This is a genomic window from Flindersiella endophytica (assembly GCF_054779015.1).
The window spans coordinates 142,057-168,375 of record NZ_BAAGYY010000006.1 but is presented as its reverse complement, the minus strand read 5'-3'; the positions used below and the strand labels follow the sequence as shown (position 1 = coordinate 168,375).

26 protein-coding genes and 1 tRNA gene are annotated in these 26,319 nt (G+C 70.4%); 10 read left to right on the top strand and 17 right to left on the bottom strand.

Annotation, left to right across the window (positions count from 1 at the left end; genetic code table 11):
• Window positions 1–99: 99 nt before the first annotated feature.
• A complete protein-coding gene (locus tag ACYVF6_RS04405) occupies window positions 100–489 on the bottom strand; it encodes a VOC family protein (protein WP_460515973.1) in 390 nt (129 codons plus the stop codon).
• A 156-nt stretch (window positions 490–645) separates the two neighbouring features.
• Here ACYVF6_RS04405 and ACYVF6_RS04400 point away from each other — a divergent pair, with 156 nt between their 5' ends.
• Both ACYVF6_RS04400 and ACYVF6_RS04395 read left to right on the top strand, forming a co-directional pair.
• Window positions 646–1,428, top strand: a complete 783-nt coding sequence (locus ACYVF6_RS04400; RefSeq protein WP_460515972.1) for a hypothetical protein — start codon at window positions 646–648, stop codon at window positions 1,426–1,428.
• A 32-nt stretch (window positions 1,429–1,460) separates the two neighbouring features.
• Entirely contained in the window at window positions 1,461–1,808 is a 348-nt protein-coding gene (locus tag ACYVF6_RS04395) for a DoxX family protein (RefSeq protein WP_460515970.1), read from the top strand.
• 16 nt (window positions 1,809–1,824) lie between these two features.
• On the opposite strand, the gene ACYVF6_RS04390 is transcribed toward ACYVF6_RS04395, so the two are convergent.
• A complete protein-coding gene (locus ACYVF6_RS04390) occupies window positions 1,825–5,637 on the bottom strand; it encodes a CBM96 family carbohydrate-binding protein (RefSeq protein WP_460515968.1) in 3,813 nt (1,270 codons plus the stop codon).
• Window positions 5,638–6,015: 378 nt separating this feature from the next.
• On the opposite strand from ACYVF6_RS04390, the gene ACYVF6_RS04385 reads away from it, so the two are divergent.
• Window positions 6,016–6,930, top strand: coding sequence for an ABC transporter ATP-binding protein (locus ACYVF6_RS04385; RefSeq protein WP_460515966.1), 915 nt, complete (start codon window positions 6,016–6,018; stop codon window positions 6,928–6,930).
• Window positions 6,920–7,744, top strand: a complete 825-nt coding sequence (locus tag ACYVF6_RS04380) for an ABC transporter permease (RefSeq protein WP_460515964.1) — start codon at window positions 6,920–6,922, stop codon at window positions 7,742–7,744. Before ACYVF6_RS04385 ends, ACYVF6_RS04380 begins: the two co-directional genes overlap by 11 nt.
• On the opposite strand, the gene ACYVF6_RS04375 is transcribed toward ACYVF6_RS04380, so the two are convergent.
• Genes ACYVF6_RS04375 through ACYVF6_RS04365 form a run of 3 tightly spaced genes read right to left on the bottom strand, consistent with a single transcriptional unit; the run spans window position 7,674 to window position 10,325 of the window.
• The gene (locus tag ACYVF6_RS04375; protein ID WP_460515962.1) at window positions 7,674–8,366 is read right to left on the bottom strand and encodes an HAD family hydrolase; all 693 of its coding nucleotides are present in this window, start codon (window positions 8,364–8,366) and stop codon (window positions 7,674–7,676) included. The genes ACYVF6_RS04380 and ACYVF6_RS04375 overlap by 71 nt on opposite strands.
• Entirely contained in the window at window positions 8,363–9,229 is an 867-nt protein-coding gene (locus ACYVF6_RS04370) for a phosphotransferase (protein WP_460515960.1), read from the bottom strand. Before ACYVF6_RS04370 ends, ACYVF6_RS04375 begins: the two co-directional genes overlap by 4 nt.
• Before the next feature lie 31 nt (window positions 9,230–9,260).
• Window positions 9,261–10,325 (bottom strand): phosphotransferase family protein, encoded by a 1,065-nt coding sequence (locus tag ACYVF6_RS04365; protein WP_460515958.1) that lies wholly within the window; start codon window positions 10,323–10,325, stop codon window positions 9,261–9,263.
• A gap of 103 nt (window positions 10,326–10,428) precedes the next feature.
• On the opposite strand from ACYVF6_RS04365, the gene ACYVF6_RS04360 reads away from it, so the two are divergent.
• On the top strand, window positions 10,429–11,379 hold the full coding sequence (locus tag ACYVF6_RS04360; protein WP_460515956.1) for a 2-dehydropantoate 2-reductase: 951 nt from the start codon (window positions 10,429–10,431) through the stop codon (window positions 11,377–11,379).
• Here ACYVF6_RS04360 and ACYVF6_RS04355 read toward each other — a convergent pair.
• From ACYVF6_RS04355 to ACYVF6_RS04345, 3 genes are all read right to left on the bottom strand, one after another.
• On the bottom strand, window positions 11,303–12,103 hold the full coding sequence (locus ACYVF6_RS04355; RefSeq protein WP_460515955.1) for a helix-turn-helix domain-containing protein: 801 nt from the start codon (window positions 12,101–12,103) through the stop codon (window positions 11,303–11,305). The two genes, ACYVF6_RS04360 and ACYVF6_RS04355, sit on opposite strands and share 77 nt — an antisense overlap.
• A gap of 354 nt (window positions 12,104–12,457) precedes the next feature.
• On the bottom strand, window positions 12,458–12,595 hold the full coding sequence (locus ACYVF6_RS04350; RefSeq protein ID WP_460515953.1) for a hypothetical protein: 138 nt from the start codon (window positions 12,593–12,595) through the stop codon (window positions 12,458–12,460).
• Between the two features lie 315 nt (window positions 12,596–12,910).
• On the bottom strand, window positions 12,911–13,642 hold the full coding sequence (locus tag ACYVF6_RS04345; protein WP_460515951.1) for a MerR family transcriptional regulator: 732 nt from the start codon (window positions 13,640–13,642) through the stop codon (window positions 12,911–12,913).
• Window positions 13,643–13,697: 55 nt separating this feature from the next.
• On the opposite strand from ACYVF6_RS04345, the gene ACYVF6_RS04340 reads away from it, so the two are divergent.
• Window positions 13,698–13,964, top strand: coding sequence for a hypothetical protein (locus ACYVF6_RS04340; RefSeq protein WP_460515949.1), 267 nt, complete (start codon window positions 13,698–13,700; stop codon window positions 13,962–13,964).
• A gap of 15 nt (window positions 13,965–13,979) precedes the next feature.
• Here ACYVF6_RS04340 and ACYVF6_RS04335 read toward each other — a convergent pair whose 3' ends face one another.
• On the bottom strand, window positions 13,980–14,843 hold the full coding sequence (locus ACYVF6_RS04335) for an LLM class flavin-dependent oxidoreductase (protein WP_460515947.1): 864 nt from the start codon (window positions 14,841–14,843) through the stop codon (window positions 13,980–13,982).
• Window positions 14,844–14,912: 69 nt separating this feature from the next.
• On the opposite strand from ACYVF6_RS04335, the gene ACYVF6_RS04330 reads away from it, so the two are divergent.
• Window positions 14,913–15,758: a RidA family protein gene (locus ACYVF6_RS04330; protein ID WP_460515945.1), complete on the top strand. Its 846-nt coding sequence runs from the start codon at window positions 14,913–14,915 to the stop codon at window positions 15,756–15,758.
• A 19-nt stretch (window positions 15,759–15,777) separates the two neighbouring features.
• Here the strand turns inward: ACYVF6_RS04330 and ACYVF6_RS04325 are convergent, their stop codons facing one another.
• The 8 genes from ACYVF6_RS04325 to ACYVF6_RS04290 all read right to left on the bottom strand — a co-directional run bounded on the left by ACYVF6_RS04325 (window position 15,778) and on the right by ACYVF6_RS04290 (window position 22,663).
• Window positions 15,778–16,605 carry a class I SAM-dependent methyltransferase gene (locus ACYVF6_RS04325; RefSeq protein WP_460515943.1) on the bottom strand — a complete coding sequence of 276 codons (828 nt, stop codon included), beginning with the start codon at window positions 16,603–16,605 and terminating at the stop codon, window positions 15,778–15,780.
• Between the two features lie 70 nt (window positions 16,606–16,675).
• Window positions 16,676–17,191, bottom strand: coding sequence for a hypothetical protein (locus tag ACYVF6_RS04320; RefSeq protein WP_460515942.1), 516 nt, complete (start codon window positions 17,189–17,191; stop codon window positions 16,676–16,678).
• Window positions 17,192–17,331: 140 nt separating this feature from the next.
• Window positions 17,332–18,180: a peptidoglycan-binding domain-containing protein gene (locus tag ACYVF6_RS04315; RefSeq protein ID WP_460515941.1), complete on the bottom strand. Its 849-nt coding sequence runs from the start codon at window positions 18,178–18,180 to the stop codon at window positions 17,332–17,334.
• Window positions 18,177–18,689, bottom strand: a complete 513-nt coding sequence (locus ACYVF6_RS04310) for a hypothetical protein (RefSeq protein ID WP_460515939.1) — start codon at window positions 18,687–18,689, stop codon at window positions 18,177–18,179. Before ACYVF6_RS04310 ends, ACYVF6_RS04315 begins: the two co-directional genes overlap by 4 nt.
• Window positions 18,677–19,366, bottom strand: coding sequence for a hypothetical protein (locus ACYVF6_RS04305; protein WP_460515937.1), 690 nt, complete (start codon window positions 19,364–19,366; stop codon window positions 18,677–18,679). Before ACYVF6_RS04305 ends, ACYVF6_RS04310 begins: the two co-directional genes overlap by 13 nt.
• Window positions 19,367–19,479: 113 nt before the next feature.
• Window positions 19,480–21,243 carry a selenocysteine-specific translation elongation factor gene (gene selB / locus ACYVF6_RS04300; RefSeq protein WP_460515935.1) on the bottom strand — a complete coding sequence of 588 codons (1,764 nt, stop codon included), beginning with the start codon at window positions 21,241–21,243 and terminating at the stop codon, window positions 19,480–19,482.
• On the bottom strand, window positions 21,240–22,556 hold the full coding sequence (selA, locus tag ACYVF6_RS04295; RefSeq protein ID WP_460515933.1) for an L-seryl-tRNA(Sec) selenium transferase: 1,317 nt from the start codon (window positions 22,554–22,556) through the stop codon (window positions 21,240–21,242). The genes selB and selA overlap by 4 nt, the downstream gene beginning before the upstream one ends.
• 12 nt (window positions 22,557–22,568) lie before the next feature.
• A tRNA-Sec gene (locus ACYVF6_RS04290) sits at window positions 22,569–22,663 on the bottom strand.
• A gap of 27 nt (window positions 22,664–22,690) precedes the next feature.
• On the opposite strand from ACYVF6_RS04290, the gene selD reads away from it, so the two are divergent.
• From selD to ACYVF6_RS04275, 3 genes are all read left to right on the top strand, one after another.
• Complete coding sequence (gene selD / locus ACYVF6_RS04285) at window positions 22,691–23,701, top strand: selenide, water dikinase (protein ID WP_460515931.1); 1,011 nt, start codon at window positions 22,691–22,693, stop codon at window positions 23,699–23,701.
• A 142-nt stretch (window positions 23,702–23,843) separates the two neighbouring features.
• Window positions 23,844–24,455 (top strand): chemotaxis protein CheB, encoded by a 612-nt coding sequence (locus ACYVF6_RS04280; protein WP_460515929.1) that lies wholly within the window; start codon window positions 23,844–23,846, stop codon window positions 24,453–24,455.
• Window positions 24,452–26,314 (top strand): CheR family methyltransferase, encoded by a 1,863-nt coding sequence (locus tag ACYVF6_RS04275; protein ID WP_460515927.1) that lies wholly within the window; start codon window positions 24,452–24,454, stop codon window positions 26,312–26,314. Before ACYVF6_RS04280 ends, ACYVF6_RS04275 begins: the two co-directional genes overlap by 4 nt.
• Window positions 26,315–26,319: the final 5 nt, after the last annotated feature.

Below are 26,319 nucleotides of genomic sequence, written 5' to 3'. Positions count from 1 at the left end.
GGCCGTAGCCACCCGCTACGACAAACTCTCCACCCGCTACCAAGCCATCCTCGAAATCACCGCCATCAACGAATGGCTTCCCTTACTTCGAAACACGCCCTAGGCGGCGGACTCGTCGGCCTGCATGGCGCCGAAGCGGTTGCCCTCGGTGTCGGTGAAGTAGGACAGCCACCCGACACCCGGCACCGCACTCCTGTCGGAGACCTGCGTGCCGCCGGCGTCCGCGACCGCCTTCTCGGTCGCACCGATGTCCTCGACCTCGATCGTGCAGGTGAAGCCGTTCGTCGCCTGGCCGGGCACCGGCGACTCGCCGTCGCGGGCGATCATGCCGCCGTCGATGCCGAGCTGGTCTTCCGGTCCTGTCGTGATCAGGCGGTACGCCTGAGGCCCGCCCCAGCTCTGGAACGACCAGCCGAACACCTGGGTGTAGAAACGCTCGGCCCGGTCCAGGTCGGCGGCGTGGATCTCGAAGTGAACAACGCGGTTCATGTGTTGCCTCCCTGCTTCGCGATCCTGGCACCGCGCCCGGGCCAAGTCGGCGAATCGGGAAAGAAACCGCATTCCCTCTCGCATAGTGCCCATCTGTCTACGGGTAGTCAACTGTCGGGATACGCTTCGATCGGGCGGGACGGGAGAGGGGGAGCTGTGTTCAGTCATCACGCCAAGCATCGCGACAAGCGCGGGTTTGGTGCGGTAGCCGCGACCTGGCTTCGGGTCGGCGGACCCTTGCTGCTGGCCGCACTCATTCTGCTCGGGGCCTGGCTGCTGCGTCCGGGCGTGCTCGACGGAGTCGTGGGCTCGCCCGTCGCGCTCGCCATGATCGGTGTGGGCGCCGTCCTCGTCGCAGGCCTGGTGCTCGTCCGCGCGCTGATCGGTTCGGGCTGGGCCGCCTGGTGCGCGGCGGCGGTGCCGCCGGCAGTCGCGCTCGGCCTGGTGCTGATGCCGGCCGGAACGCCCGCGTGGCCGGCTTGGCCGGGCGCCTCCCCGTCCGCGCTGTCCGCCCAGTCCGACCAGTCGGGCCAGTCGACCCGGCCCGACCAGACCGCCGCGGGCCTGCCGATGCCCACCACGAACTCCAGTGCCCTGGAGCCGGCGGCGAGCCAGAGCAAGGCCGCAGCGTTCGCCGGCGTGGTCGGGCGGCAGGCGTCGGGTGAAGCCCAGCTGATCCGCCGCGACGGCGCGCTCTGGCTGGAGGTGCGCCAGCTGCGCTACGAAGCGCCGAAGGGTGCGAAGGTCGAGGTCGTGCTGCTGCCGGGCCAGCGCGGGCAGCAGTTCGAGCGCCAGCGGCTCGGCGTCGTGCGCAGTGACGTACCCATGCAGACCTATCGATTGCCGGACAAGCTGCGCCTGCCGGGCCCGACGACCGTTCTGCTGTGGCAGAGCGACCCGGGCAAGCCGATCGGCGCGGCATATCTGGCGACTCGCTGACGAGCGTGGCCGGCAGGGTTCAGGATGGAGCGATGTTGGTCGCCACTGTCATCGTGACGGTTCTGCTCGCCGCGCTTCTCACGTTCGCGGCGTTGCGCAAGCTCACGCACGCCGTCGACGTCGTGCAGAGCTACCGCCGGGCCGGCGTGCCGGAGGACAAGCTCACCTACCTCGCCGCGATCCTGCTGGCCGGCGCGGTCGGGCTGATTCTCGGCCTGTGGTGGGCACCGCTCGGCGTCGCAGCCGCGATCGGTGTCGTCTGCTATTTCCTGGTCGCGATCGGCTTTCACATCCGCGCCGGCGACCAGGAGCACCTGCCCACGCCGGTGGCGATGGCCGCCCTCGGCGTGGCCAGTCTTGTGCTCAGGCTCCTTGTATAGGTGGGTTTCAGTCGCTTTACGCCAGTCGTACGACGAGCCGTGGCGGTTGCGCCGACTCCCGGCTGCGGATGTTGACGGCCAGCCCGTTCTGCCCCGCCGGCGGGTTCTGCACCACCGCCAGCGTGATCGCCGACCCCGCGGTGACCGCCGAACGCAGCGCCTCGGTGAGGTCGACCGTCCGCCAGTCCGCCGCGCTGCCGGACACGTGCGTCGTCCCGAGTACGGCACCAAGCGCGGGCCGGGTGTTCCAGGTCGTCGTCCGTTCGTCGAACGTTCCGTCGACGGCTTGCACGTCGATGTCGGACTCCGTGCCGCCGCTGTCGTTCACGCTCGCGTACAGATCGAGCCCGATCGACGCGATCGGTGCGCCGACCGCCGGCGGCTCGAAGCGCAGGTACGCCTGCCGCGTGAAGCCGCTGCCTTCCGGCCGGACGGTCTTCACCAGCAGCGTCTGCGAGGTGCCGTAGTTCGTGCCGGCGTTGGCTCCGTCGTTGACGTAGGTGTCGGCCGTTGCCGCGAAGCGCCGGACGTTCGGATCGTCGACCGCGACGGTCTTGCGGCCGTAGACCAGCCGCCAGTCGTCGGTCACCACCACGCCGGCGACCGTGACCGAGCCCTCGGCGACTGCCGTGAGCGTGCCGTCGGCGTCGATGGTCGCGACCGCCGGGTCGGTGGCGACGTACGAGACGTCGTACGCCGAGAGGTCCGCCGCGCTGCCGTCGCTCATCGTCGCGGCCAGCTCCACCTGCGTCGTACCGCCGATCGGCACCGACGCCGGTACGTCGACGGCGACCGTCTCCAGGTGGACCGACGTCTCCGGCAGCTGCACCGAACGCCCGGGGATCGTCACCTCGGTGATGCTGTTCCAGGAGTTCGCACTGTTGCCGTGCCCGACAATCCGCAGGTAGCGCGCCGTCCGTTCCTCGAAGGAGTACGCCTCCGGCGTGTCCAGCGTCCCGGAGCTCGAGCCGCTGAAGACCTGCTTCCAGTCGCCGGAAGCCGTGGCGACCTCGATGTCGAACGTCGACGACCGCGTCTTGCCTTCGTACCAAGCGATCGTCACACCCGACACCGGCCCGTCGGACCCCAGGTCGTAGCCGATCCACTGCCCGTCGCCGTCGGCCGACCAGCGCGTGCCGAGGTTGCCGTCCATCGTGTTCTGCGGAACGTTCCCGTCGTCGGCGCTGGCGATGATCGGGGTCGGGAACCAGCCCGGTCCCGCCTCCCGCCCGAGGAACACCTGGTAACGCGAGCGCGCCTTGCCAGACTGGACGACCTCCACCGTCGCCGGCCCGGGCAGCTCGTCGATCCTGTGCACGATGACCCGGGCGTGCGGATCCGCGGCCACCGCCGTCATCCGCGGCTTGCCCGCACCGCGCGCCAGCACCTTGTCGTAGACGAACGTCGCGGGGGAGAAGCCCGCGACCGGCTCGCCGTCGAGGGCCAGCGACTTCAGCAACGCCACGCTGGCAGGCCCTGTATCCCAGTCGGACAAGGCGTTCACAGGCGCCGCACCAGGCGTCTCCTGCCCGTCTCGAACGGGCGTCAGCTGGACGGTCAGCCGGGTGCTCGTGACGTCGCGCAGCCGGATCGCGAGCTTGCGGATGCCGAGGTTGTCGTTCTGTACGTCGGGATCGGGCGAGGTCCACAGCGGCCGCGCGCCGGCGTTGTAGAACACCGCGTCGCCCGGCGAGGTGATCCGGGCGAGCAGCTGCAGGCCGCTGCGTTCGAGCATCGCGCTGCGCCCGTCGGCGGCGACCGTGACGACGGCGCTCGTGTGGAGGAACCACCAGATCTCGGCGGGTTCGGACGCCGTGATCTCGTCCTGCACGACGAGCTGCTGGCGGTTGTCGAACAGCCGCGTACCGCGTCGCCACGACGTGAAGACCGGGTTCGACGCGGTCAGGTCGGCGATCGCGTACGCCGCCGTCGGGCCGGACGCGTGCGCGGTGATCGTGCCGATCGATCGCACGGCCTGGTCGTCGCCCGTTCCAGGGTTGGCGATCAGCGTGTTCTGTCCCTCGCCGCGGTTGCGGTAGTACGTCCAGCGCTGCCCGCCGGGGCCGCCGCTGAAATAGCCGGGCATGTTGTAGTCGTCGCCGCCGAGCTCGATCGCCCAGCGCACGCCCAGCGCGTCGAGGACGAACGTGCCGAGGTCGAGGTTGCCGTGGTTGGTGGTGTTGTCGCCGCCCTTGAAGCCCGCGAACACGGCCCTGGGGTTCTCCCAGCCGCTGCGCATGGTCACGACCTCGCAGCGGCCGAAGTAGGCGTCGGGTGCGAGGCCCGCCTGCACGGGCGACCGTACGAGGTCCGGGTCGTACCACAGCAGCGCCGCCGGGCTCTGGAACCAGCTGACCGGGTTCTTGTCGGCGCCCAGCTTGCCCCACCAGCCGAACACCGGGTTGCCGTACCTCCTTGCCAGCCAGAACATCTCCGGTGGCTGCGGCGATCCACCGCCCGCGTCGTAGTAGTTGAAGTTCTCGCCGCCCGGGCCGGTCAGGTGGATCGGGAACAGGCCGGTCGTGTCCAGGCCTGGGGACGCGGGGAAGCCGTGGTCGTCACCGGTCGCGGTCGAAAGCGACTCGACGAACGGTATGAGGTACTTCGTCGCGTAGCCCCAGTAGGAGCCGAGCCCTTCGGGGTAGCCGCCGTCCGGGCCGTACTCCGCGATCGCGATCGGTACGGATTCGAGCGCGTGGTCGAGGATCTGCGTCGACAGCTCGGGCTCGTCCTGCGCGAGGGCGAGCGCGCCCAGCGCGAGACCGCCGTTGCAGACGATGTTCCAGTTGTTGACCCACGTGTGCCAGCCGGATCCGCTGGTGTAGACGGCCAGCCCCGGCCGCAGCCCGAACGTCACGATCGCCTGCCGCAGAACGGCGCGCTGCTCCTCCGTCCACGTGTGGTAGAGCCAGTCGTAGCCGATCGCGACCGCGTGCGTCATCTCCGCGGTGTCGAGGAAGTGCCGTTGGCTGTTCCAGTCGGGGAACGCGGCGACCGCGTCGAGCTCCTGCCAGAGCCGTTCGGCGTAGGCCGGATCGCCTTCGAGCGCGTGCGCCATCGCGAGTGAGTACGTGCGGCGCACGACCTCGCGGCTCGTGCTCAGCAACCGCAGGCCGTCGGGGATCTCGTACTTCGACACCGGCAGCGTCCGGATCGTGTCGGCGTCGGCCCTGACCTTGGCGTACCACGCGGCGGCGCTGGAGTCCTGCGCCACAAGGGTTTTGACGGCATCGAAGTCGTGCAGCAGGAGGCGTGGATGCTCGGGGATGACTGCTTCGGCCGCGCCGCCAGGGGTGGCGGCGAACGCCTGCCTGGCTTTCGCCACGGTCATGAGCATCCCGGTCGACGCGGCCAGCGCGAGCGCTGCCGAGCCCTGGATGAAGGTACGGCGCAACATGTTCCCCTCCGATGGGTTTGCTTCGAGGCACGCCCCGACCCGGCTACGGCGTCCATGGCGGGGCCGAGCGGTGGCTGCCCGGCGTAGTGCGGATCGCAGACCGCCCCCACAGATGGTGGTGCCGACAGCCCGCCGGGCAGGATGTCGCGATAGGCAGGCCGGACACCGGCGTTCCCGGGCGACCGCGGTCGCCCGGGCGGGGATGTTCGCGGCGTCGAGCAGCGTGTTGTCCTCGACGGTGTTGTCGACACCGTCGTTCCACACCGCGTCGGGCCGGTCGACGAAGTTGCGTACCGCCTGGTTGTCGCGGATCGAGGAGGTCCAGATCTTCAACCACCATTGCGGTGTGCTGCACAGGACGTTGTCCTCGACGAGGTAGTTCCGGGTGGCTTCGTCCAGATAGACGAGCGAGTCGTCGTAGTGGTTGATCACGAGGTCGTGGATGTAGTTGCCGCGGATGGTCTCCGTCCGGCGCCACCCAGATCTCGGCCGGAGCCTCGGCGCCGGCTCCCGTCGCGTTCGCCGTGAGCCCGGCGGTTGCCCCGATCCCGATCGCACCGGTCAGAAAGGATCGTCTCGACGTCATCTGCATCCCGCCCCTTCAGTGCCCCTCAGCGGCCCCTCAGCGCCCCTCAGTGCCCTTACCTGGACGCGGCCACCTGCTCGGGAATGTAGTCAACGCCGGGGCAACCGGCCATTGCCGAAACGACTTCGTGTCCGAAGTCGGCCCGTCGTGTACGCCCTGCCGCGTACACGAGGTGTCGCCCGCCGGCGGATGTGCGGGACCGCCGGGCGCAGCAGGCTGAAGCCATGACATTTCCAGTTGAGACAGTCGATCTGACCAAGCGGTACGGCCGCCTGGTCGCCGTCGACTCGGTGGACCTCACGGTCGAGCCGGGGGAGGTCTACGGCTTCCTCGGGCCCAACGGCGCCGGCAAGACCACGACGTTGCGGATGTTGCTCGGACTGGTCCGGCCGACATCTGGAAGCGTCCGGCTGTTCGGCGAGCCGGCGGAGGGGAGGAAGGGGGCGCGGCACCTGTCGAACGTCGGTGCGCTGATCGAGGGCCCCGGCTTCTATCCGTACCTCTCCGGGCGTACGAACCTCGAGGTGTTCGCGAAGTACGCCGGGGTTCCCGCGGCGCGGGTTCCGGCCGTACTCGAGATCGTGGACCTGACCGACCGGGCGGGCGACAAGTACGCGACGTACTCCCTCGGGATGAAGCAGCGGCTCGGTGTCGCCGCTGCCCTGTTGAAGGATCCGAAGCTGCTGATCCTCGACGAGCCGACCAACGGGCTCGATCCCGCCGGCATGGTCGACATGCGCGCGCTGATCCGGCGGCTCGGCTCCGATGGCTGCACGGTGGTCGTTTCGAGCCACCTCCTGAGCGAGGTGCAGCAGATCTGCGATCGCGTGGGCGTGATCTCGCGCGGGCGGCTGATCACCCAGAGCACGGTCGCGGAGCTTCGGGGGAGCACGCGGCTTCGCGTGGTCGCAGAACCGCTGGAGCAGGCGGCCCGGCTGGCGGGCTCGCTCGTCGGTCCCGACCAGGTACGCGTCGAGGACGGTGGGCTCACCCTCGATCTCGAAGCGGGCAAGGCGGCCTGGCTGAACTCCGAGCTGGTGACGGCCGGGCTGGCGGTCAGCGAGCTGCGTACGAGCGAACGCGATCTGGAGCAGGTGTTCTTCGAACTCACCGGAGAGGAAGCAGACCATGTGGGGTAGCTATCGGGCCGAGCTCAGCAAGCTGGTGCGGCGGCCGGCGATCTGGCTGATGCTCGTCGTCGCGCTGGTGCTGAGCCTGATGTTCACGTACCTCGTTCCGTACGCGGGACTCTCCGGAGAAGCCGATGGCGCACCGGGTGCGCAGGACGGCCTGGCGTCGATGCTGCCGGACCAGCTCGTGGGCAACTCGATCGCGGGCCTGCCGGTCTTCGCGGGCGCGATCGCCTTGGTGATCGGCGTTCTGGCGGTCGGAGGGGAGTACGGCTGGGGTACGTGGAAGACCGTGCTCACCCAGGGGCCGTCGCGGTTGACCGTGTACGCGGGGAAGCTGGCCGTCGTCTGCCTGTCGACGTTGGTGATGGTGGCGTCGTTCTTCGGTGCCGGCGCGCTGGCGAGCTACGCCGTGGCGTCGGCGGAGAACCAGGCGATGGCCTGGCCTTCGGTTGGTGACCTGGTCGCCGGACTCGGCGCCGGCTGGCTGATCGCGACGATGTGGGCGGTGCTCGGCATGCTGCTGGCGATCGCGTTCCGCGGTGTCGCGTTGCCGATCGGGCTGGGCCTGGTGTGGATGCTCGCGGTGCAGAACCTGCTCGCGGGGATCGCGGCACCGTTGCTGGACTGGGTTGCCGAGCTGCAGAAAGGGCTGCCGGGCCCGAACGCGGGCTCGCTGGTCGCCGCGCTGGGCGGAAGCGAGGGCACGCCTGGTGTCGCGGAGCTCGTGGGCTCCGGTCAGGCGACGATGGTCATGCTGGCGTACCTCGTGGGGTTCGCCGGACTGGGCGCTGTGCTGCTGCGCCGCCGAGACGTGCTCTGACGACGTGGAGGAGGTCGCTCGGCGTCCGGGCGACGGCGTGCTCGTCAGTGGCGGGGACGGTCGTTCCGCTCCATGCGGCATGGATGGGAAGCGAGCCGGCGGACACGGCGCATCGGAGATCGGCGAGGGTGTCTCCGACGTACGCGGCGTCCGCCGGTTCGACGTCCAGGCGTTCGCAGGCCAGACGCAGGCCGTCCGGTGCCGGCTTGGCCTGGCCGGCGTCGTCCCCGCCGATGACGGTTCCGAACCAGCGGTCGAGCCCGGTCGCCGCGAGCAGATGGGTGGCGGCGCGTTGCTGGGCGCCGGTGAAGATGGCCAGCTCGATGCCTTCGCTGTGCAGCGTCTCGAGCATCTCGACCACGCCGGGAAACGGCCGGGTCGTGGCCGCGGCGGCGGTGTAGTGGTCGTGGTAGACCTGCAGATCGACCTCGGCGATCGGCCTGGCCAGGAAGAGCTCCAGCACGGCGGCGGTGGGCCCGATGCTGAACGAGGCGAGCACCTCTCCGGGCGTGACCGTCGGCCCGCCCAACGCCCGGATCGTGTCGACGTACGTGCCGGGCACCCAGCTCATCGTGTCGACCAGCGTCCCGTCGAGATCGAACACGATCGCTGCCGCCGTCATGCCGACGATCGTAATTCGGTCAGAGCAGCAGCAGCTTCGTCCACCATGCGTCGCGCGTGGTCGTCGCCGGAGACGCGAGCGCCGCGGGGGAGGTACTTCAGCTTGACGCCCGCGGTCGCCACCAGCCAACCGCGCCGCCACTCCGGTGCCGCCGTGTCCTGGCCGGTGAGCGCCCGCCAGGTCGCGGCGTAGCTTTCGTGGCCGGGGCTGCCAGGGCCGCCGAACGTGATCAGGTCCAGCTGTGGAACGCCGTACAGCCCGCTCTCCCAGTCGACCAGCCGGCCGGTGCCGTCGTTAACGACGACGTTGTTGCGGTGCACGTCACCGTGCAGCAGGGTGCGGGGCAGCCCGGCGAGCGCGTCGAGGGCGGCAGGGTCCGTCGACCAGCTGCGAGCCCGGTCGACGAGGGGCTGCAGCGCCGGCCGGCCGGCGTCGGCGAACTGCTGGAGCTTCTGCTGCTCGCAGGCGGCCCTCCACCAGTCCGCGTCGATGACGGTGGCCGTCTCGAGCGGCCCGGAGTCCAGGAAGTGTGCGTGCAGCGCGGCCAGCGACTCGGCCACGTTCGCCGGTATGGTCGCTTCGCTCGACGCCGGCTGCCCGGCGTAGTAGGGGATGGCGATCCAGTGCCCGCCGGCGTCGCACCCGGATCGGAGCAGCGGCGGAAGCGCTGTCGCACCAGGCACGCGGTTGACGGCCTGGAGCACTTCCACCTCGGCGGGCGAGGTCCGCTTCAGGAGCACAACCCGCTCCCGCCGCCGCCCGTCCTCGATGACGGCGATGCGGAGCTTTTCCTTGCCAGTCGTGCTGTGGCCGCCCTCGACCGGCTCGCGGTCGATGATGTCGAAGCAGTCCTCCGGCTCCACCGCTTCATCCTCCCGGGGTTTCTCCCCGAAACTAGCCGTGGGCGAAGTCGAGCGGAGCACGGCTGTGCCAGAGCTCGAACGCGGCCTGGGCGCGCTCGACGTTCGCGTCGAGGATGTGGGTCTCCCGTTCCGAAGCCGGCTGCCATCGAGCGGTCCCACAGGTCATCCGGACGAGACACACCACGACAGCGGCGGCGATGTCGCTGTTGACGGAATCGACGCCGGTCTCAGGCACTCCGTGGGCGCGCAACCCGTCACGGTACGCGGACAGCATCGGGTCGACCGCCTGCGGTGTGGCTGCCAGCAGCAGCTCCGCAAGGTCGACGACGCCGGGTCCGATGGCCACCCTCGCCCAGTCCAGCAGGATCGGCTCACCGGTACGCCGGTCGAACACGACGTTGTCCAGGTGGACGTCATCGTGCAGCAAGGTTGGCGCCGCGGTCGAAAGCCGGGCGACGGCGCGACCGTAGATCTCGTCCAGGCTGTCCAGGAACCGCCGGAACGGCGGAGTCAGGCGCCCGCCGAACCGCTCGACGTACTCCTTCCGGCGAGACTGCAGCCAGCTCCTGCTCATGGACAGCCACGGAGTCGCAGGCAGCCAGCCGACCTCGGCGAGTTCGGGGTCACCCCACCAGGTGCCGTGCAGCGCGCCGAACGAGCGAGCCAGCCGCACTCCGGTGCCCACCGTGATCGGGTCCAGGCAGTCGCCCTGCTCGACATCGCCGAGGTCCTCCAGCACCAGTGCTCCGCGGCCCGCTGCCTCGTCGGCTACGGCATGCAGACATCGCGGGACCCGGACGCCCAACCGGGTACCGAAGACGTCGAAGAACCTCGCCTCCCGCAGCCCGCCGGCGTGCTCGGAGCCCCAGAGCTTCACGACCACGGAGTACGTGTCCGCGGCGGCTTCGCCGGTGTCCAGGCGGGCCCGCAGCAGTACGCCCACCAGCCCGTACTCCGCCCCGATCCGCTCCAGGCGCACCGAGCGCACGCGCTCGCCGTCAAGTCCCAGACAGGCGCCGATCCACGCGCCGGTCACTTCCTCAGGCGACTGGGGCACCTGTGCCGCCAGGGATGGCCGCTCCTCGGATGCAGTCATGGCCGGAGGCTATGGGAAGGACGACCGACGAGTCGAAGCCAGGTAACGGCGCTGGTAGCCGACATTGTTGGACGCTGTCCAATATTTCTCATATGCTGACCTCATGCGAGTCGCTGTGGTGGGAGTGGGTGCGATCGGTGGCTTCGTGGCTGCCGGTGCTGCCTTGCGCGGGCATGCCGTGACGTTGTGCGTGCGGACGCCCTTCGAACGTCTGCTGGTCGAGTCCGTGGACGGCCCGGCGCAGGCCGTCGATGCTGAGGTGCTGACCGAGCCGGCGGCAGCCGCAGCAGTCGGGCCGGTCGACTGGGTCGTGCTGGCCACCAAGGCGCACCAGACGCCCGCGGCTGCCGGCTGGCTGCGCGCGTTGACCGGCAAGGACACCGTGGTCGTCGTGCTCCAGAACGGGGTCGACCACGAGGCGCGTGTCGGTCCGTTCGCGGGGCCGGCCGCTGTGCTGCCCGGGCTGGCGTACGTCGGCGCGGAGCGGATCGAGCCCGGCCGGGTGCTCCATCTGAACGGGCGGCGGCTCGTCGTACCCGCGGGTGAGCTCGGCAAGCGGTTCGCCGGGCTGTTGGACGGTGAGTGGCTGACCGTCGCCGAGGAGCCCGACTTCCACACCGCGCGGTGGCGCAAGCTGCTCGGCAACGTGGGCTCGAGCGCGCTCACGACGTTGACCGATCGCCGGATGGAAGTGCTCGCGGAGCCGGCCATCGGCGGGCTGGCGCGCGGCCTGCTCACCGAGGCGGTCCGGGTCGGCGTCGCCGAGGGCGCCCGGCTGGGCGAGGCCGACGTCGACGTCGCGATGCGGCTCTATCTCGAATACTTCGGCCCGGCAGTCGGCACCTCGATGCTGCACGACCGGCTGGCCGGCCAGCCGCTGGAGACAGACGCGATCTACGGCACGATCGTCCGGCTGGCCGGCGCGTACGGCATCGACACTCCGCTCAACCGCGCCATGCTCGCGCTGCTAGACGCCCTCACACCACCAGCGCCGCCGACGCCGCCGGATAGCCGGACAGGAACTCTCCCGGCGTACGACCGGCCAGCGACTTGAAGTCGTTGACGAAGTGCGCCTGGTCGTAGTACCGGCAACGCGAGGCGACCTCGTTGATCGTGTGCCCGCCCCGCAGCAGGCGGAACGCCCGCCGCAGCCGCAGCATCCGCGCGGCCATCTTCGGTGACAGGCCGACCTGCTCACGGAACCGGCGTTCGAGGTTGCGCCGGCACCAGCCGACGCGGGACGCCAGCGCCTCCACCGGGATCGCCCCTCCGGCACGAGACAGCTCCCGCCACGCGTGTACGACGGGCGGCGCGTACGCCGGCCGGCCGGCCAGTTCCTGAGCCAGCCACGCCTCCAACAGCTCGAACCGCCCGCCCCACCCCGGTGTCGAACGCAGCGCGCTGACCAGTTCGGGCGCACCGGGCCCGAGCAGGTCGGACGTACCCACAACGGTGTCGGCCAGCGTGCTCATCGGCAGGTTGAACAAGCCGTACGCGGCCCACGGGTCCAGCACGACGCTGATCGCGTGCAGGTTGCGGTCGTGCTGCACGGACAGCGCCTTGCTGTGCAGCCCGGCGATCATGTCGGCCCGCGGCACACTGGTGTCCAGGCCGGGATCCGCGCCTGGCCGCACGCCGCCGAGCCGGACACTGCCCTCCAAGGTGATCACCATCACCACGCCGCTCGGTACGACGAGATAGCTGTTCGTACGATCCAGGTCGAGCCGGAGCCCGCGATACTTCCGGACCCCGGGAAGGCGTGCACTCCGTTCGGGCACCCAGGCGACGGTCTCCCAGCTACCCGACGGACAGGTACGACGCACCAAGCCGCGCAAGGTCATCTTCGGCCCCTGTTCTACGACGGAATACAGGCGCCACTACCTTGCGATTCTGTGCTTTAGCCACGCTTTAGTCCGGCTGGCGGCAGCTGCCGCGAATTTCGAGACCGATCGGGCCGGGAACTAGACGATCTATTCCAAGGGGTCGCCTGACGCGCGACGCCTGGCATCCACGCTGGCTGCGTTGTCGTCGATCGCCGGAGGCACCTCCTGGCTCCTCCTCCGCCTGTGCCCACCCCCACGAACGGCGCCATGCGCCGCGCGCTTGACCGGCGACCCCTTGGAATAGATCGTCTAGGCCGCGATCACCTTGCGTACGGCGTCGACGACTGCCTGCCGACGATGTGCGCGCACGGGCGCGAGCCGGCGCATCTCCGGCGTCGCCGACACCCACATCATCGCGATCGAACGCACGATGGCGTGCAGCGCCACCGGCGGGACCTGGTCCGGCAGTACGCCGTCGGGCCGTCGTACGCCTGGACGAGCCGCCGCTCCGCCTCCTGCTCGGCTCGGACGCGCTGGCGCTCGCCCAGCGGTCCTCGCGGGAACGCGCTGCCGAAGCCGACCGTTGGGCCGACGTCAGCCGCTCGACCGATTTCGCTGCCGGACGTCAGTAACCCACCACGTTGGCCACCGCTGCTCACGGCGCCGTCGCACTGCTCAGCGTGGTGGGCCTGCCCCGCGACGGTGGAGATGACCCGCAAGACCACCGAAGCTCTCGACCCCCGCCTGACGGGCATACGGGGATCACACGTGCAGGGCGGCGCGAACGAGCTGGTCGATCCGTCGCCAGGCGGGGGAGGAGGCGTTGACCGTGCCCTGGATGAGGGCAGGGATCTCCGACGGTGGGTCCACGCCGGGCAGGTCGTTCTGGCCGTAGCGTTCCCGGGTCGCCTCGACGGCGCGACGGGCGAGCTCGTCGATCCGGGGGTCGGCGGGGTCGAGATCGTGGGCTTGGTCGTAGGCGAGGAACAGCTGCCGCAGCGCCGGATCGGCGAGCGACCCGGCCTGGTCCTCGAACAACGTCCTCGCGTGGTCCGGGTGGGTGGCGAACACGAGGATCCACAGATCACGTTGCAGGTCCACCCAGCGGGAGCTGAATCCCCAGCTGACAAGGTCGTCCAGGTAGGCGACGACCTCGGCCGGCAGTGGCGCCAGCCGTCCCGTCGCGAGCCGGCGCAGGCGCTCCTGCGTTGCCCGCAGACCGCGGATCCGTACGGTGAGCTCGTCGTCGATCTCGTCCACCGTCCGCTGGAACTCCTCGTCGGTCGCCGACCTGAGGTCCCGGATCCGAGCCAGCGGGACGCCCGCCTCGGCCAGCGTGCGGATCTTGATCAGCTCGATGGCGTCGTTCGCGCCGTACCTCCGGTAGCCGGACGCGTCCCGGTCGGGCTCGGGGAGCAGCCCCTTGCCGTGGTAGACACGAATGGTCTTGATCGACACTCCGACGTACGCCGCCAGCTGCCCGATGGTGATCACCCCGCCATCATTCCCACTTGACCTTGCCCCAGGGGCGGGGTTGGACCATGCGGTCATGGCGAACACGAAGATCGATCGGGAGACCTTGCGCGAGCTGGCCGACGCGGGCAACGAGACCGCCCTGGACCGGCTGGCCGACCTCGCCGACGCGGCCGGCGACGTCGAAGAGCTGAGCGAGCTGCTGGACGAAGGATCCATGCACGCCGGACTCCTGCTCACCCGGCGCGCCGTCGCCGCCCGCGACCTGCGCGAGCTGCAGCGCATCTCCGACGCCGGGTACGACGAGGCCGGCGACGAGCTCAACCGGCTGCTGCGGGACTGATCCGGCCGGCACGCGTCACAGCGCGGGCGGTCCGGCGTTGATCCGGCGCAGGATCGGGTCGAGCTGGTAGAGGTCGGTGCCGGTCTGGAGCTGGCGTTCGTCCCACCAGGTGGCGCCGGCTGCCGCGAGCGGCGCGATCCGCTCGCCGGCCTGGCCCGGGTCGTCCGGAGTGCGCCCGCCGAGCACGATCTCGTACGGGCCGGCGTCCTGCCTGCGCTCCCGTACGTAGGTGACGAGCTCCCGCACGTCCTCGACCGCGGGGATCACGCCGTGCCTGGCGTTGTGGAACAGCGGCACAACGCCGTCCCATTGTGCGGCGCGCCGGAACGGCCGCCGGTTGGGCCAGAAGCCGCCGATCCAGATCGGCGGCCGCGGCTGCTGGACCGTCGCCGGAAGGAGGGCGACGTCATCGGCGGTGTAGTGGCGGCCGTGGTGGGTCACGGCGGCGCCGGACCAGTACGCCGTCAGCAGGTCGAGTCCCTCCTCGAGCTTCTCCGCGATGAGCACGGGGTCGGTCGGCTCGCCGAAGCTGCCGAACTCGTCCTGGATCGGACCGCCGAGGCCGGCGCTGAAGACGACCCGCCCGCCGCTGATCTGATCGAGCGTCGCGACCTGCCGCGCGAGCTGCTCCGGCCGCCGCCGCGCGACGGGAGTGACCAGCGTCCCGAGCCGGATCGTGTTCGTGGCCAGCGCGACCGCCGTCAGCAGCATCCACGGATCGCCGAACGCCTGACCGGCGCGGGCACGCTTGTCGTGGACCACGTGGTCCCAGACGAAGAACCCGTCCCAGCCGGCCTGCTCCGCTGCCGCGGCCGCCCTGGCCACCACTCGCGCGTCGGCGAAGTCGCCGAAGTTCGGCACGTTGATCGAAAACCGCATCCGCGCATCGTCCGCCATCGCGGCCGCCGGAGGCAAGCCGGATCGAACGGAGGCTGGCAGGATCGGCCCATGCCCAACGCTGAGTTCGTCGAGCCTGCGGACCCGGACCTGCGGTCCGCGGAATACGCCCAGGCCGTCCGGCTGGGCGACCGCATCGAGCTCTCCGGTCAGGGCGGTTGGACGAGCACGCGCGACTATCCGCCGACGTTGCGCGAGGAGGTCGTGCAGGCCTTCGACAACATCGAGTCCGTACTGGCGGGCGCTGGCGCCTCCTGGGCCGACGTGATCGCGGTGACCTCGTACCACGCCACCGCCGTCGATCCGGCCGGCGCCGCCGATGCCGTCGGTCCGGATGCGGCGAGCACGGTCATGAGCGACGAGCTCCGGCGGCGGATCCGTTCGCACGCGCCGATCTGGACGCGCATCGGCGTACCCAGGCTCGGGCCACGGATGCACATCGAGATCCAGGTGACGGCGACGGCTCCAGCGGAGTCGAGGAGGAGCGACGTGCCACGACCGGAGTACTTCAGCCCGCCCGGATACGGCGAGCCCGCACTCGAGCGCTTCCGGCACTCCCAGGCGGTGCGGACCGGCGATCGGATCGAGACGGCCGGGCACGGCGGCTGGTCCGACGCGGGGGAGCTCCCCGAAAGCCGCCACGACGAGATCGTCCGAACCTTCGACAACCTCGAACGGACGCTCGCCGCCGCGGGCGCCTCCTGGGCCGGCGTGGTCAGCGTCAGCTCCTGGCACACGCACCTCGGCGACGCCGACTTCGAGAGCATGGTCGGCGAGCTCCGCGCCCGGATCCCTTCCCACGCGCCGATCTGGACCTGTGTCGGTGCCAGCCGGCTGGGCCACCCGAAGGCGCGGATCGAGATCGCGGTCACCGCCGTCGTCACTGACAGGGGCTGACGACGACCGCGTGCAAGGGTTACGGCTTGCGTCCGACCCCGCAGTAGCCCCAGCGGGAACCGTCGCTGTTGGCGACGTCGGCGTCTTCGGCGCCCCAGACGCCGGTGTTGACGATCTCGGCCTTCGCGCCTTCGAACGGCGGAGCGAGCTCGAGTCCGTCGAAGAAGCGTGTCACCTCGGCCTTGTCGCGGAAGTGGAACGGCTCGGTGCCACGCGAGAAGACCTCGATGATGGTCTTCACGGCTTGCGGCGAGTTGTTGTCGGCCGTGCCGTGCGACAACACCAGCCAGCTACCGCTCGGCAGGCGGTCGAGGTAGTGGCTGACCAGGCTCCACGGGTCCTGCTCGTCGGGGACGAAGTGCATCAGCGACACCACGAGCAGCGCCACCGGCCGGTCGAAGTCGATCAGCTCCCGGGTCTCGGGTGCGTCGAAGATGGCGTCGGGCTCGCGGACGTCACCGAGCAGGAACGCGGTGTGGGGTACGCCGGCCAGCAGGCTGCGTGCGTGGGCGGTGATCATCGGGTCGTTGTCGACGTAGACGATGTGGGCGTCGGGGGCCACGGCCTGCGCCGCCTCGTGCGTGTTGTTACGTGTCGGCAGCCCCGCGCCGACGTCGATGAACTGCCGGATGCCCTGTTCGGCGGCCAGCCACGCGGTGGCGCGCTGCAGGAATCCGCGGTTGGCCCAGGCCCAGTCGATGAGCTCGGGCATGGCTTCCTTGATCCGCCGGACGGCCTGGCGGTCGATCTCCAGGTTGTCTGTGCCACCCAATAAGTAGTCGTACATGCGCCCACCGCTGGACTTGTTCGGATCCACTCCAGGCGGAACCCGCTCGGCCTCGCTCATCAACACTCCAAGTGCACAGCTGACAACGACTCTCCACGAATCCTAGTGGCGCGAACGCCCAAGGAGGGGTTCAGAAGAGGATCAGGACGCCGCACAGCCCGGCGATCGCGAGGCCGGTGCCAACCGTGACCAGACGGATCCGTTCCGCCAACATCCGGTCCCAGCTCGTACTGTCGCGCGCGAAGTAGCGCGACCAGGTCGTCAGCGCGCGGCCGAGCCCGAAGCCGAGCCCGATCGCCAGCGCACTGCCGAATCCGAGCCCCGCGAGCAGGATCGCGAACGCGACGACGTAAGGAGCCGTGGCGGAAACGAACGTCCGCACTCCTGTGCCGAGCTCGAACCCGAACTGCAGCGCGCCCCGCAGGACGTTGCGCTGCAGCACCTCGCGAGCGATCTGGCGGGCGTTCTGAGGCAACCGGATCCGGACGACACCGAGCTCGCGCAGCACCCCGAGGATCGCGAGAACGACGACGGCCGCGTGCCGCCACAGCTCCGGCACGGGTTGCAGGAGTCCGGACAGGAGCCACAGCACGGTCGCCGACAGCGTCCCACCGAGCAGCAGCCCGGCAGTGAACCAGCCGAGCACGATCGGTTGTGTGGGACGAGCTCGCCAACCTGGCGAGGTGAGCGCATAGGCGCTGTTACGCGTTCAAACCGAACCGGACAAGGAGTAACCCGCCAGCCCGCCGACGATCGCCCACCCCAGGATCGGCGCGACGATCGAGATCACGCGGCCCCGCCGGTCAGCGTCCGCCAGGTGTTCTGCCCGACCACACCGTCGGCTGTCAGTTGGTTCTTGCGCTGGAAGTCGCCCACGTCGCCGAGCGTGATCGGGCCGAAGACGCCATCGACGGCGAGTGCGTAACCATGCTTGGAGAGCTGGACCTGTGCCGCCCGTACGGCGTCGTTCCGATCGCCGGAGCGAACGGTCACCACGAGCAGAGCCCACGTCGACGCGCCGATCACGCCGTCCGCGGTGATGCCGTTGTCCAGCTGAAAGTTGACGACCTGCTGCCGGGTCGAGCTGCCGAACGTACCGGTGACTCCGACGGTGAAACCGTTGTACGTCAGCAGATACTGCGCACTGGTCACGTTGTCGCCGCTGTCGCCCTGCCTGGCAGACACCCAGTCGACCGTGCTCTGGCAGCCGCACTCGGTGTTCCAGCGGCAGATCGAACGCACCCAGCCCGACGTGGTGCTGCGGTAGCCGTCATGGCAGCGGCGCTCGACGTGGCAGCCACAGCTGCCGCACACGCCGTCGTAACGCCACAGCCAGCCGTCGTAGCTGCCCGCGTAGCACTGGTTCGGCCGCAACGTCCACATGACACCGTCGTCCTTGTGGAATCCGGTCTGGGTTCCGCTGGTCTCGCAGGCGTCGCCATAGATCGCGCTCGGCCCGCAGCCGGGGGAGCAGTCGTGGTCCGACGCGTACGAAGGGCATGCACCGGTCCAGATGTCGTAGCCGTCGGCGTACGCCTTGCGGGCTTGGGGAAACACGCCGAGCGCGGTGAAGCCGACCGCGGTCGCGGTCTGCAGCAGCCGGCGTCGCCCGATGGAGAACTTCCACGACCTCATCGAGGACTCCGTTCGTGCGCGGCAAGGGAGTCGAGCAGCCGGCGAGTGGCCTCGCGGGAGCCGAGCGGCTCCGATCGCGCGACCCGTCCGGTCTCGTCGACGACGACGGCGAACGGAGTGGCGACCGCGTCGTAGCGCTCGAACAGCTCGGCCTGCCCGCCGTACGCGGCGATGGTCACGCCGCCGGCCTCGATCGTGCCGACCGGTGCGTCGCCCGCGTAGAGCACGCGAATCTCCAGTCCCGTTTGCTGAACCGCCTCGGCCAGCACCTCCTGGCAGGTACGGCAGCCGACGCTGAGGAACAGCAACAGCACGGCCGAACCTGGCGTCGGGTCCAGTGCACCGAGACCCGGCGCGGGCTCGCCGGCGGCCAGCCCGAGCCGTCGCGGTTGCCGGGCGGCGCCACCCTGCTGCAGCTCGTGCACCTGCCGCACCAGTCGAGCGACGACGAGGCCGAGCAAGGCGATCGCGACCCAGGACAGGATCAGCGCACTCGTCACGAAGTCCATGCCGGTACGCCTTCCTGCACAGCGATCCGGGCCTTGCCGAGCCGCGCCGGAATCCGCCCGAGGTCGGTGCCCGCGAGCGGCAGCACGGTCGTCTGGACGCCATCGCCGGCCAGGACGGCGTACGGCCTTCCGTTGGTGAGCTTGTCCCAGGTGAGTCCGCCGCCGGGCTGGGAACGCTTGCCCGGCACGGTGATCTCGAGCAGCCCGAGCCCGGGGACCTCCTTCAGCACGAACGCCGGCAGGGCGAAATGCGCACCGTCGCCCACGTCGAGTGCGAGGCCGTCCTCCTGCTCGTCGATGCCCAACGGCCGCAGCGCGGCGAGCACCTCCGCGGTCGACGAGCCGTAGACCTGGGTGACCAGCGCGCGCCGCTCGCCTCGCCAGACAACGAGAGTCGGTGTCTCGACGAGCTTGCTCTGGGGGTCGTAGGTACGTCTGGTCGCGAGCCGGAGCGTTCCGCCGCGATACCGCAGCTCCTCGTCGAAGTCGCCGGCTCCGAACGCCGCGCGCAGGTCGTCGCCGAGTCGCGCGACGCCCGACGTGAACTCGAACAACCGGCCGCCGAGCACGACTTCGGCGATCGAGGTGAACGGGCGCGACAGATCCTCACCGGGTGCTTCGATCCGGAACCGGGTGCCGTCCAGGGCGCGATGAACGACCGCGCTTTCGCCTGCCATATGGACAAGAAACCGCGCTCCGGGCTGCGCGTCGATGGCCGCGACGACAACTGGCAGCAAGCGGCCAGCAGGCAACCGGCAGGCACCCGTCAAGCAGAACAACGGCAGACAGGTCAGCGCAGCCGGTGAGTTCCGTCGTCCAGGCGTTGGGTGTGGCCGAGCCGGTCCAGCAGCTCCAGCAACGGCACGGCCACCCGCCGCGTCGTCCGTAAGGCCTGCCTGGCCTGGCTGAGCGTGAACGGCTGCGGCAAGCTCGCCAACGTCTGCAAGGCGGCGCTGGGCGCGTCCGGCAGCAGCACCAGGCCGTCACCGATCGCGGTCAGCCGCCCGACCCGGACGGCCGCCGCCAGCTCGCGGCTGCCCAGCCCCAGCTCGGCCAGCCGGTTGGCGTTCGGTGCGGCGAACGGCTCCGCGGCCAGGTCGGCCTCGACCGCGCGGACCGCCCGCTCGACAGCCTGCGGCAACGCGCCTGCTTGCGGATCCGTCCGGCCGATCCGGCCGTCGGACTCCACCAGCCCGGCAGCCTCCACCAGCTGCCGCAGCACGACGGTGGGCACGGACAGCCGCTGCCGCACGATGTCGGCGGGCACGCCGGCGGCGAGCGGGTTCCGCGCGAGCCACGCGTCGACCTCACCCGGTGCCCGGGCGACCCGGTCCGACCAGGCAGCCGGGTCGGCCAGCCACCCGCCGGGCAGCTCGTGCCCCTGCCCGGACAGTCCCATCGCGCGGAGCTCCGCGGCCTGGACGAAGCCGCGCGCCGACAGGTGGAGGGCCGCCAGCCGCGCCGGCTCGAGGCCGGCCCGCGCGAGCGCCTCCGCCCGGTCCCGCGCTGCTCCCCGCCGCCGGAGCGCCGGCGGGCGTACGTCGAGCACCTGGACGCCGGCGACGATCTGCCGCCGGCCCGGATCGCGCAGCAGGCCCCGGTCGCCCACCCGAAGCGGCAACGGCCGATCCAGCGTCAGCCGCGCGAACGCCTTGTCCAGTAGGCGAAGCCTCACCGGTACGCCCGCCGAGCCGAGGTGCAGCACCAGCGTGCCACGGGGCTCGACAGGCTCGCTGAGCGCGACATCCACGGTCTCGGTAGGCAACCAGGCGCCGGGCGCGAGCAACGTGTCACCGCGCCCGATCGCGTCGCGCTCGATGCCACGCAGATTGACCGCGACCCGCGCGACCGCGCTCACCGAGGTCTGGTCCTCGCCGAGTACCTGCAGCCCGCGAACCCTTGCCGGCTTGGGCTGTCCGGAGATCTCGAGCTCGTCGCCGACCCGTAACGTCCCGGCTCGAAGCGTGCCGGTGACGACCGTACCGGCGCCCGCCACGCTGAACGAACGGTCGACCCACAGCCGGACGTCCGCGTCGGGGTCGGCCGCCGGCAGCCCGCGCACCAGCCCGCCGAGCGCATGCCGCAGGTCGTCGAGTCCGGCACCGGTGTGCCCGCTCACCGCGACCGACGCAGCGCCGGTCAGGCTGGTCTCGGCGAGCCGGGCCAGCGCCTGCGCCCGGGCGGGCTCCGGATCGGCGAGGTCGGAACGGGTGACGACCAGCAGGCCGTGCTCCACACCGAGCGCGGACAGCGCGGCGAGGTGCTCGGCCGACTGGGCCATCCAGCCCTCGTCGGCGGCGACCACGAACAGCACCGCGGGCACCGGCCCGGCGCCGGCGAGCATCGTGGGAACGAAGCGTTCGTGCCCTGGTACGTCGACGAAAGCGATCTGTTCGCCGGACGGAAGGTCGGTCCAGGCGAAGCCGAGGTCGATCGTGAGTCCGCGCCGGCGTTCCTCGGCCAGCCGGTCCGGCTCCATGCCGGTCAGCCGGCGCATCAGCGTGGACTTGCCGTGGTCGACGTGACCGGCGGTCGCTACGACGTACACGGTCACATCGCCCGGGTCGCCTGGGTCGCCCGGACGGCCGCGAGCATGCGAGCGTCGTCGGCCGGCTCGACCGTACGCAGGTCGAGCAGGCAGCGGCCGCGCACCACGTGGCCGACGACCGGTGGATCGCCGGCCCGCAGCGCGGAGGCGTATGTCTCGGGCAGGCTGACCGCCCAGCTCGGCAGTTCCACACCCGGCGCGCCACCGCCACCGACGGCGGACGAGCAAGCCTCCACGCGAGCGTCGATGTCGTTGTCCGACAGGCGTTTCGCCAGCTCCTCGGCCCGCACGCGCAGCCCTTCCACGTCGGCTTCCAGGGCGGCGACCACCGGCGGCTCCGGCCCGCGCAGCGTGGCCTCCAGCGCGGCCAGCGTGAGCTTGTCGACGCGCAGGGCACGCGCGGACGGATGCCGTCGTAGCCGTTCGACGTGACCCTCGCGGCCCAGGATCAGCCCGGCCTGCGGGCCACCGAGCAGCTTGTCGCCGCTGGCCGTGACCAGAGTGGCGCCCTGCCGCAGCATGGTGGTGGCGTCGGGCTCGCCGGGCAGCAGCGGGTGCGGCTGCAACAGCCCGGACCCGATGTCGGCGACCACCGGCACGCCGAGCCCGGTCAGCTCGCTCACCTCGACAGTGGAGGTGAAGCCCGAGACCTGGAAGTTGGACGGGTGCACCTTGAGGACGAAGCCCGTGTCCGGACCGATCGCCGAGGCGTAGTCGGAGAGTGTCGTGCGGTTGGTGGTGCCGACCTCGCGCAGCCGGGCGCCTGTCGACGCGAGCAGCTCCGGTATCCGGAAGCCGTCGCCGATCTCGACGAACTCACCGCGGCTCAGCACGATCTCGCGGTCCCGTGCGAACGCGAGCGCGCACAGCAGCAGCGCGGCGGCGTTGTTGTTGACCACGTGCACGGCCTCGGCAGTGGGTACGGCCGCGGCGAGCGCGGCCAGCGTACCCCGCCCGCGCCGGGCCCGCGCGCCGGAGACCAGATCGAACTCCACGTCAGTGACGCCGGCGGCCGCGTCGATCGCCTCGCGTGCCGCGGAGGACAGCGGCGCCCGGCCGAGGTTGGTGTGGACGAGAACGCCGGTCGCGTTGATGACCGGCCGGAGGCCGGCCGCGTGCGCGGGCAGCGCGGCCAGCACCGCCTCGACGACCTCGGACGGCGCGAGCTCGCCGCCGCGCGCACGTTCCTGCACGGCCGTGACCACGGCCTTGACCTGCCGCCTCCCGAGTCGCCGGATCGCACCGGCCACCCTCGGATCTGCGAGTACGGCGTCGGTGCGGGGAACGAACCGGCGTGGATCAGGCTGCTGGTCGGTCATCGGAAGCACCTTTGGCGGAGGTGGACGGGAATCGAACCCGCCAGCGACAGCTGCTGCCGCTCGCCGGTTTTGAAGACCGGGCCGGCCACCAGGCCGGAGACACCTCCATGGGGCATGGCTGACATTCTGACTATGTGACCACTATCCAGGGTGGCAAACGACTCACGGAGTACGCACACGGCGGTGGGTGCGCCTGCAAAATCCCACCCGGCGAGCTGGAGCAGATCGTCGGCGGCTTGGCCGGTGCGGCGCCGGTGCGCGATCCGCTCGGCGAGCTGGTGGTCGGGCTGGACGGCGGCGACGACGCCGCGGCCGTACGCCTGGACGGTGGCCTGGCGATCCTCGCCACCACCGACTTCTTCACCCCGGTCGTCGACGACGCGTACGACTGGGGCCGGATCGCCGCCGCTAACGCACTGTCCGACATCTACGCCATGGGCGGCCGACCGGTCGTCGCGGTCAACCTGCTGGCCTGGCCTCGCGACCTGCTGCCGGCCGAGCTGGCCGCCGAGGTGCTGCGCGGGGGAGTCGCGGTCGCACACGAGGCCGGCTGCTACCTCGCGGGCGGACACAGCGTCGACGACCCCGAGCCGAAGTACGGCCTGGCCGTCACCGGTGTCGCCGACCCCGGCCGGTTGCTGCGCAACGACGCCGGGCGCGCCGGCCTGCCGCTCACCCTGACCAAGCCGCTCGGGATCGGCGTGCTGAACAGCCGGCACAAGGCGACCGGCGACTGGTTCCCGCAGGCCGTCGACGCGATGACCACACTCAACCGGGAGGCCTCGGTGGCGGCGCTGGAGGCCGGCATCAAGTGCGCGACCGACGTCACCGGGTTCGGCCTGCTGGGCCATCTCTACAAGCTGGCCCGGGCCAGTGGCCTCAGCGCGGTCGTCGACGCCGCCGCCGTGCCGTACCTCGACGGTGCGCGGGAGGCGCTGCGCGACGGCTACGTCAGCGGCGGCACACGTCGCAACCTCGACTGGGTGGCGCCGCACGCCGACCTGTCGGCCGTGAGCGCGGACGAGGCCCTCCTGCTGGCCGACGCTCAAACCTCGGGCGGCCTGCTGCTGGCGGGCGAAGTGCCCGGTGCGCCCGTGGTGGGGGAGCTGGTTCCCCCCGGCGAGAGCGTTCTGGTCGTACGCTGAGAACGATCCCGAACGGGGCCGACGTACTGGCCGGTTTCTTCGATTGGCCGGGCTCATGCGCCCTGACCAGGACCCCTATGCTTGCCAAGCCTTCTCGATCCATGGTCTTTCGCTGTCGAACCTTCCGTCGAACCCAGGTGGCATGAGCACATCCGAACCCGGCCGGCAATCGGCCAACCCGGGTAACGGCTATGACATCGTCGCGATCGCGTCCTCGGCGGGCGGTATCGCGGCGCTCCGCCGTGTCCTCGACGGTCTGCCCGCCGAGTTTCCGGTGCCGATCGTCCTCGTACAACACCTCGATCCACGGCACGAGACAGTGCTCGCGCAGGTGCTCAGCCGCCGCGCGAGGTTGAGGGTCAAGCTTGCCGAGTCTGGTGAGCAGGCGCGGGCCGGAACCATCTACATCGCGCCGCCCGACCGGCATCTCCTGGTCGAGCCCGGCGGCCGGCTGGCGCTGACGACCAGTGAGCTCGTTCACTTTGTCCGTCCGGCCGCCGACCTGCTGTTCGAGTCGGTCGCGGGAGCCTACGGAGCCAGGGCGATCGCGTGCGTGCTGACCGGAACGGGGAGCGACGGGGCGATGGGGGTCAGTGCGGTCAAGTCGCGCGGCGGTACCGTGATCGTCGAGGACCCCGCCACGGCGGAGTTCGGTGGGATGCCCGACGCCGCGGTCTCCAATGGTTCGGCCGATTTCGTGCTGCCGCTCGAAGAAGTCTCGACGGTGATTCGCGGTTTGGTGGAGAAGTCATGACTGACCTGGACCAGGACAATGGCCTGGACGCCCGGCTCGAGGAGCTGCTGGCCTTCATCCGTGACTCGCGTGGCTTCGACTTCACGGGATACAAACGTTCGACCCTCACCCGGCGGATCCGCAAGCGGATGCACGACGTCGGCGTCTCGGAATACTCCGACTACCAGGACCGGCTGGAGAGCAGCGCCGACGAGTTCCGGTTCCTGTTCAACACGATTCTGATCAACGTCACCGGCTTCTTCCGTGACACCGAGACCTGGACCTACCTCCAGCGCGAGGTCGTACCCGAGCTCCTGTTCAACCACGACGACGAGGAGATCCGGATCTGGAGCGCCGGCTGCTCCAGCGGCGAGGAGGCCTACTCCCTCGCGATCGTGTTCGCCGAGGCGCTCGGCGTCGAGGAATGCGCCAAGCGCGTGAAGATCTACGGCACCGACATCGACGAGGAGGCCCTGCGCGACGCGCGGGCCGGCCTCTACCCGCCACGTTCGCTGGAGCCGCTGTCCAAGGAGCTGCGGGCGAAGTACTTCGAGCCCAACGGCGGCAAGCTCGTGTTCCGGGCCGATCTGCGCCGCCGGGTGATCTTCGGACGCCACGACATCACGCGCGACGCTCCGATCTCGCGGCTGGACCTGCTGGTGTGCAGGAACGCGCTGATGTACTTCAACGTCGAGGCGCAGTCGCAGATCATCGACCGCTTCCATTTCGCGTTGCGGGAGGGGGGATATCTCTTCCTCGGCAAGGCCGAGATGCTGCTGTCAGACGGCGAGCGTTTCGAGGTCACCAGCATGCGGCAGCGGATCTTCCGGCGCCGCGCCGGCAACACAGGGCTGCACCAGCCGGCATCGATCAAGCTCGACGGGGGTGTCGGACTGGAGGCCAGGGACGTCGCGCGCAAGCGGCAGTTGCGGGATCTGGTCCTCGAGACCTCGCCGAACGCCAAGCTCGGTATCGACCTCGACGGCATCCTGATCCTGGCCAACGCCCAGGCCCGGGCGCAGTTCGGCCTCACCTCGCACGACCTCGGCAGGCCGCTGCGCGACCTGGAGGTTTCGTATCGCCCGGTCGAGCTCCGCTCGCTGATCGAGCAGGCCCACGCCGAGCGCCGGGTCGTTCGCGTCAACGCGGTCGAGCGCGGGATCGGGGCCGATGACCTGCAGTACCTCGACATCCTCGTGCAGCCGCTGTGGAGCGGAGACGGCCTCGCCCTCGGCGTCGCGGTCGTCTTCATGGACACCACGCTGTCCACCCGGCTGCAGCACGAGGTCAAGCGCAACCGCGAGGACCTCGAGACCGCGTACGAAGAGCTCCAGTCGACCAACGAGGAGCTGGAGACCACCAACGAGGAGCTCCAGTCCAGCATCGAGGAGCTGGAGACCACCAACGAGGAGCTCCAGTCGACCAACGAGGAGCTGGAGACCACCAACGAGGAGCTCCAGTCCGGCAACGAGGAACTGGAGACGATGAACGAAGAGCTCCGGATCCGTACGGCGGAGCTCGACGAGGCACGTTCGTTCCTCGAGGGCGTGCTGGGCAGCGTCGGCGCGGGCGTCGTCGTACTCGATCGCGAGCTGCGGGTACGCAGCTGGAACCGTGGCGCCGAAGACCTCTGGGGCCTGCGCGCGGAAGAGGTCCACAACCAGCCCTTCTTCGCGCTCGACTTCGGCCTGCCGACCGGTGAGCTGCGTTCCGCGGTCGAGCGGTGCATCGACACCGGCCGGCGGGTCGGGCCGCTCGAGATCGATGCGGTGAACCGCAAGGGACGCGCCATTGTCTGCACGATCACCTGCTCGCCGCTCGACGGTAACCGTGACGGCTTGGTTCTTCTGATGGAGGATGTGGTCCGTGAGCAGGCGTAGGGTCG

Bases quoted from the DNA above. Each gene is read 5' to 3' on its own strand.
- ACYVF6_RS04405 (WP_460515973.1), bottom strand. From the start codon at position 489: ATGAACCGCGTTGTTCACTTCGAGATCCACGCCGCCGACCTGGACCGG.
- ACYVF6_RS04395 (WP_460515970.1), top strand. From the start codon at position 1,461: ATGTTGGTCGCCACTGTCATCGTGACGGTTCTGCTCGCCGCGCTTCTC.
- ACYVF6_RS04385 (WP_460515966.1), top strand. From the start codon at position 6,016: ATGACATTTCCAGTTGAGACAGTCGATCTGACCAAGCGGTACGGCCGC.
- ACYVF6_RS04380 (WP_460515964.1), top strand. From the start codon at position 6,920: ATGTGGGGTAGCTATCGGGCCGAGCTCAGCAAGCTGGTGCGGCGGCCG.
- ACYVF6_RS04375 (WP_460515962.1), bottom strand. From the start codon at position 8,366: ATGACGGCGGCAGCGATCGTGTTCGATCTCGACGGGACGCTGGTCGAC.
- ACYVF6_RS04365 (WP_460515958.1), bottom strand. From the start codon at position 10,325: ATGACTGCATCCGAGGAGCGGCCATCCCTGGCGGCACAGGTGCCCCAG.
- ACYVF6_RS04360 (WP_460515956.1), top strand. From the start codon at position 10,429: ATGCGAGTCGCTGTGGTGGGAGTGGGTGCGATCGGTGGCTTCGTGGCT.
- ACYVF6_RS04340 (WP_460515949.1), top strand. From the start codon at position 13,698: ATGGCGAACACGAAGATCGATCGGGAGACCTTGCGCGAGCTGGCCGAC.
- ACYVF6_RS04335 (WP_460515947.1), bottom strand. From the start codon at position 14,843: ATGCGGTTTTCGATCAACGTGCCGAACTTCGGCGACTTCGCCGACGCG.
- ACYVF6_RS04330 (WP_460515945.1), top strand. From the start codon at position 14,913: ATGCCCAACGCTGAGTTCGTCGAGCCTGCGGACCCGGACCTGCGGTCC.
- ACYVF6_RS04325 (WP_460515943.1), bottom strand. From the start codon at position 16,605: ATGAGCGAGGCCGAGCGGGTTCCGCCTGGAGTGGATCCGAACAAGTCC.
- ACYVF6_RS04315 (WP_460515941.1), bottom strand. From the start codon at position 18,180: ATGAGGTCGTGGAAGTTCTCCATCGGGCGACGCCGGCTGCTGCAGACC.
- ACYVF6_RS04310 (WP_460515939.1), bottom strand. From the start codon at position 18,689: ATGGACTTCGTGACGAGTGCGCTGATCCTGTCCTGGGTCGCGATCGCC.
- ACYVF6_RS04305 (WP_460515937.1), bottom strand. From the start codon at position 19,366: ATGGCAGGCGAAAGCGCGGTCGTTCATCGCGCCCTGGACGGCACCCGG.
- selA (WP_460515933.1), bottom strand. From the start codon at position 22,556: ATGACCGACCAGCAGCCTGATCCACGCCGGTTCGTTCCCCGCACCGAC.
- ACYVF6_RS04280 (WP_460515929.1), top strand. From the start codon at position 23,844: ATGAGCACATCCGAACCCGGCCGGCAATCGGCCAACCCGGGTAACGGC.
- ACYVF6_RS04275 (WP_460515927.1), top strand. From the start codon at position 24,452: ATGACTGACCTGGACCAGGACAATGGCCTGGACGCCCGGCTCGAGGAG.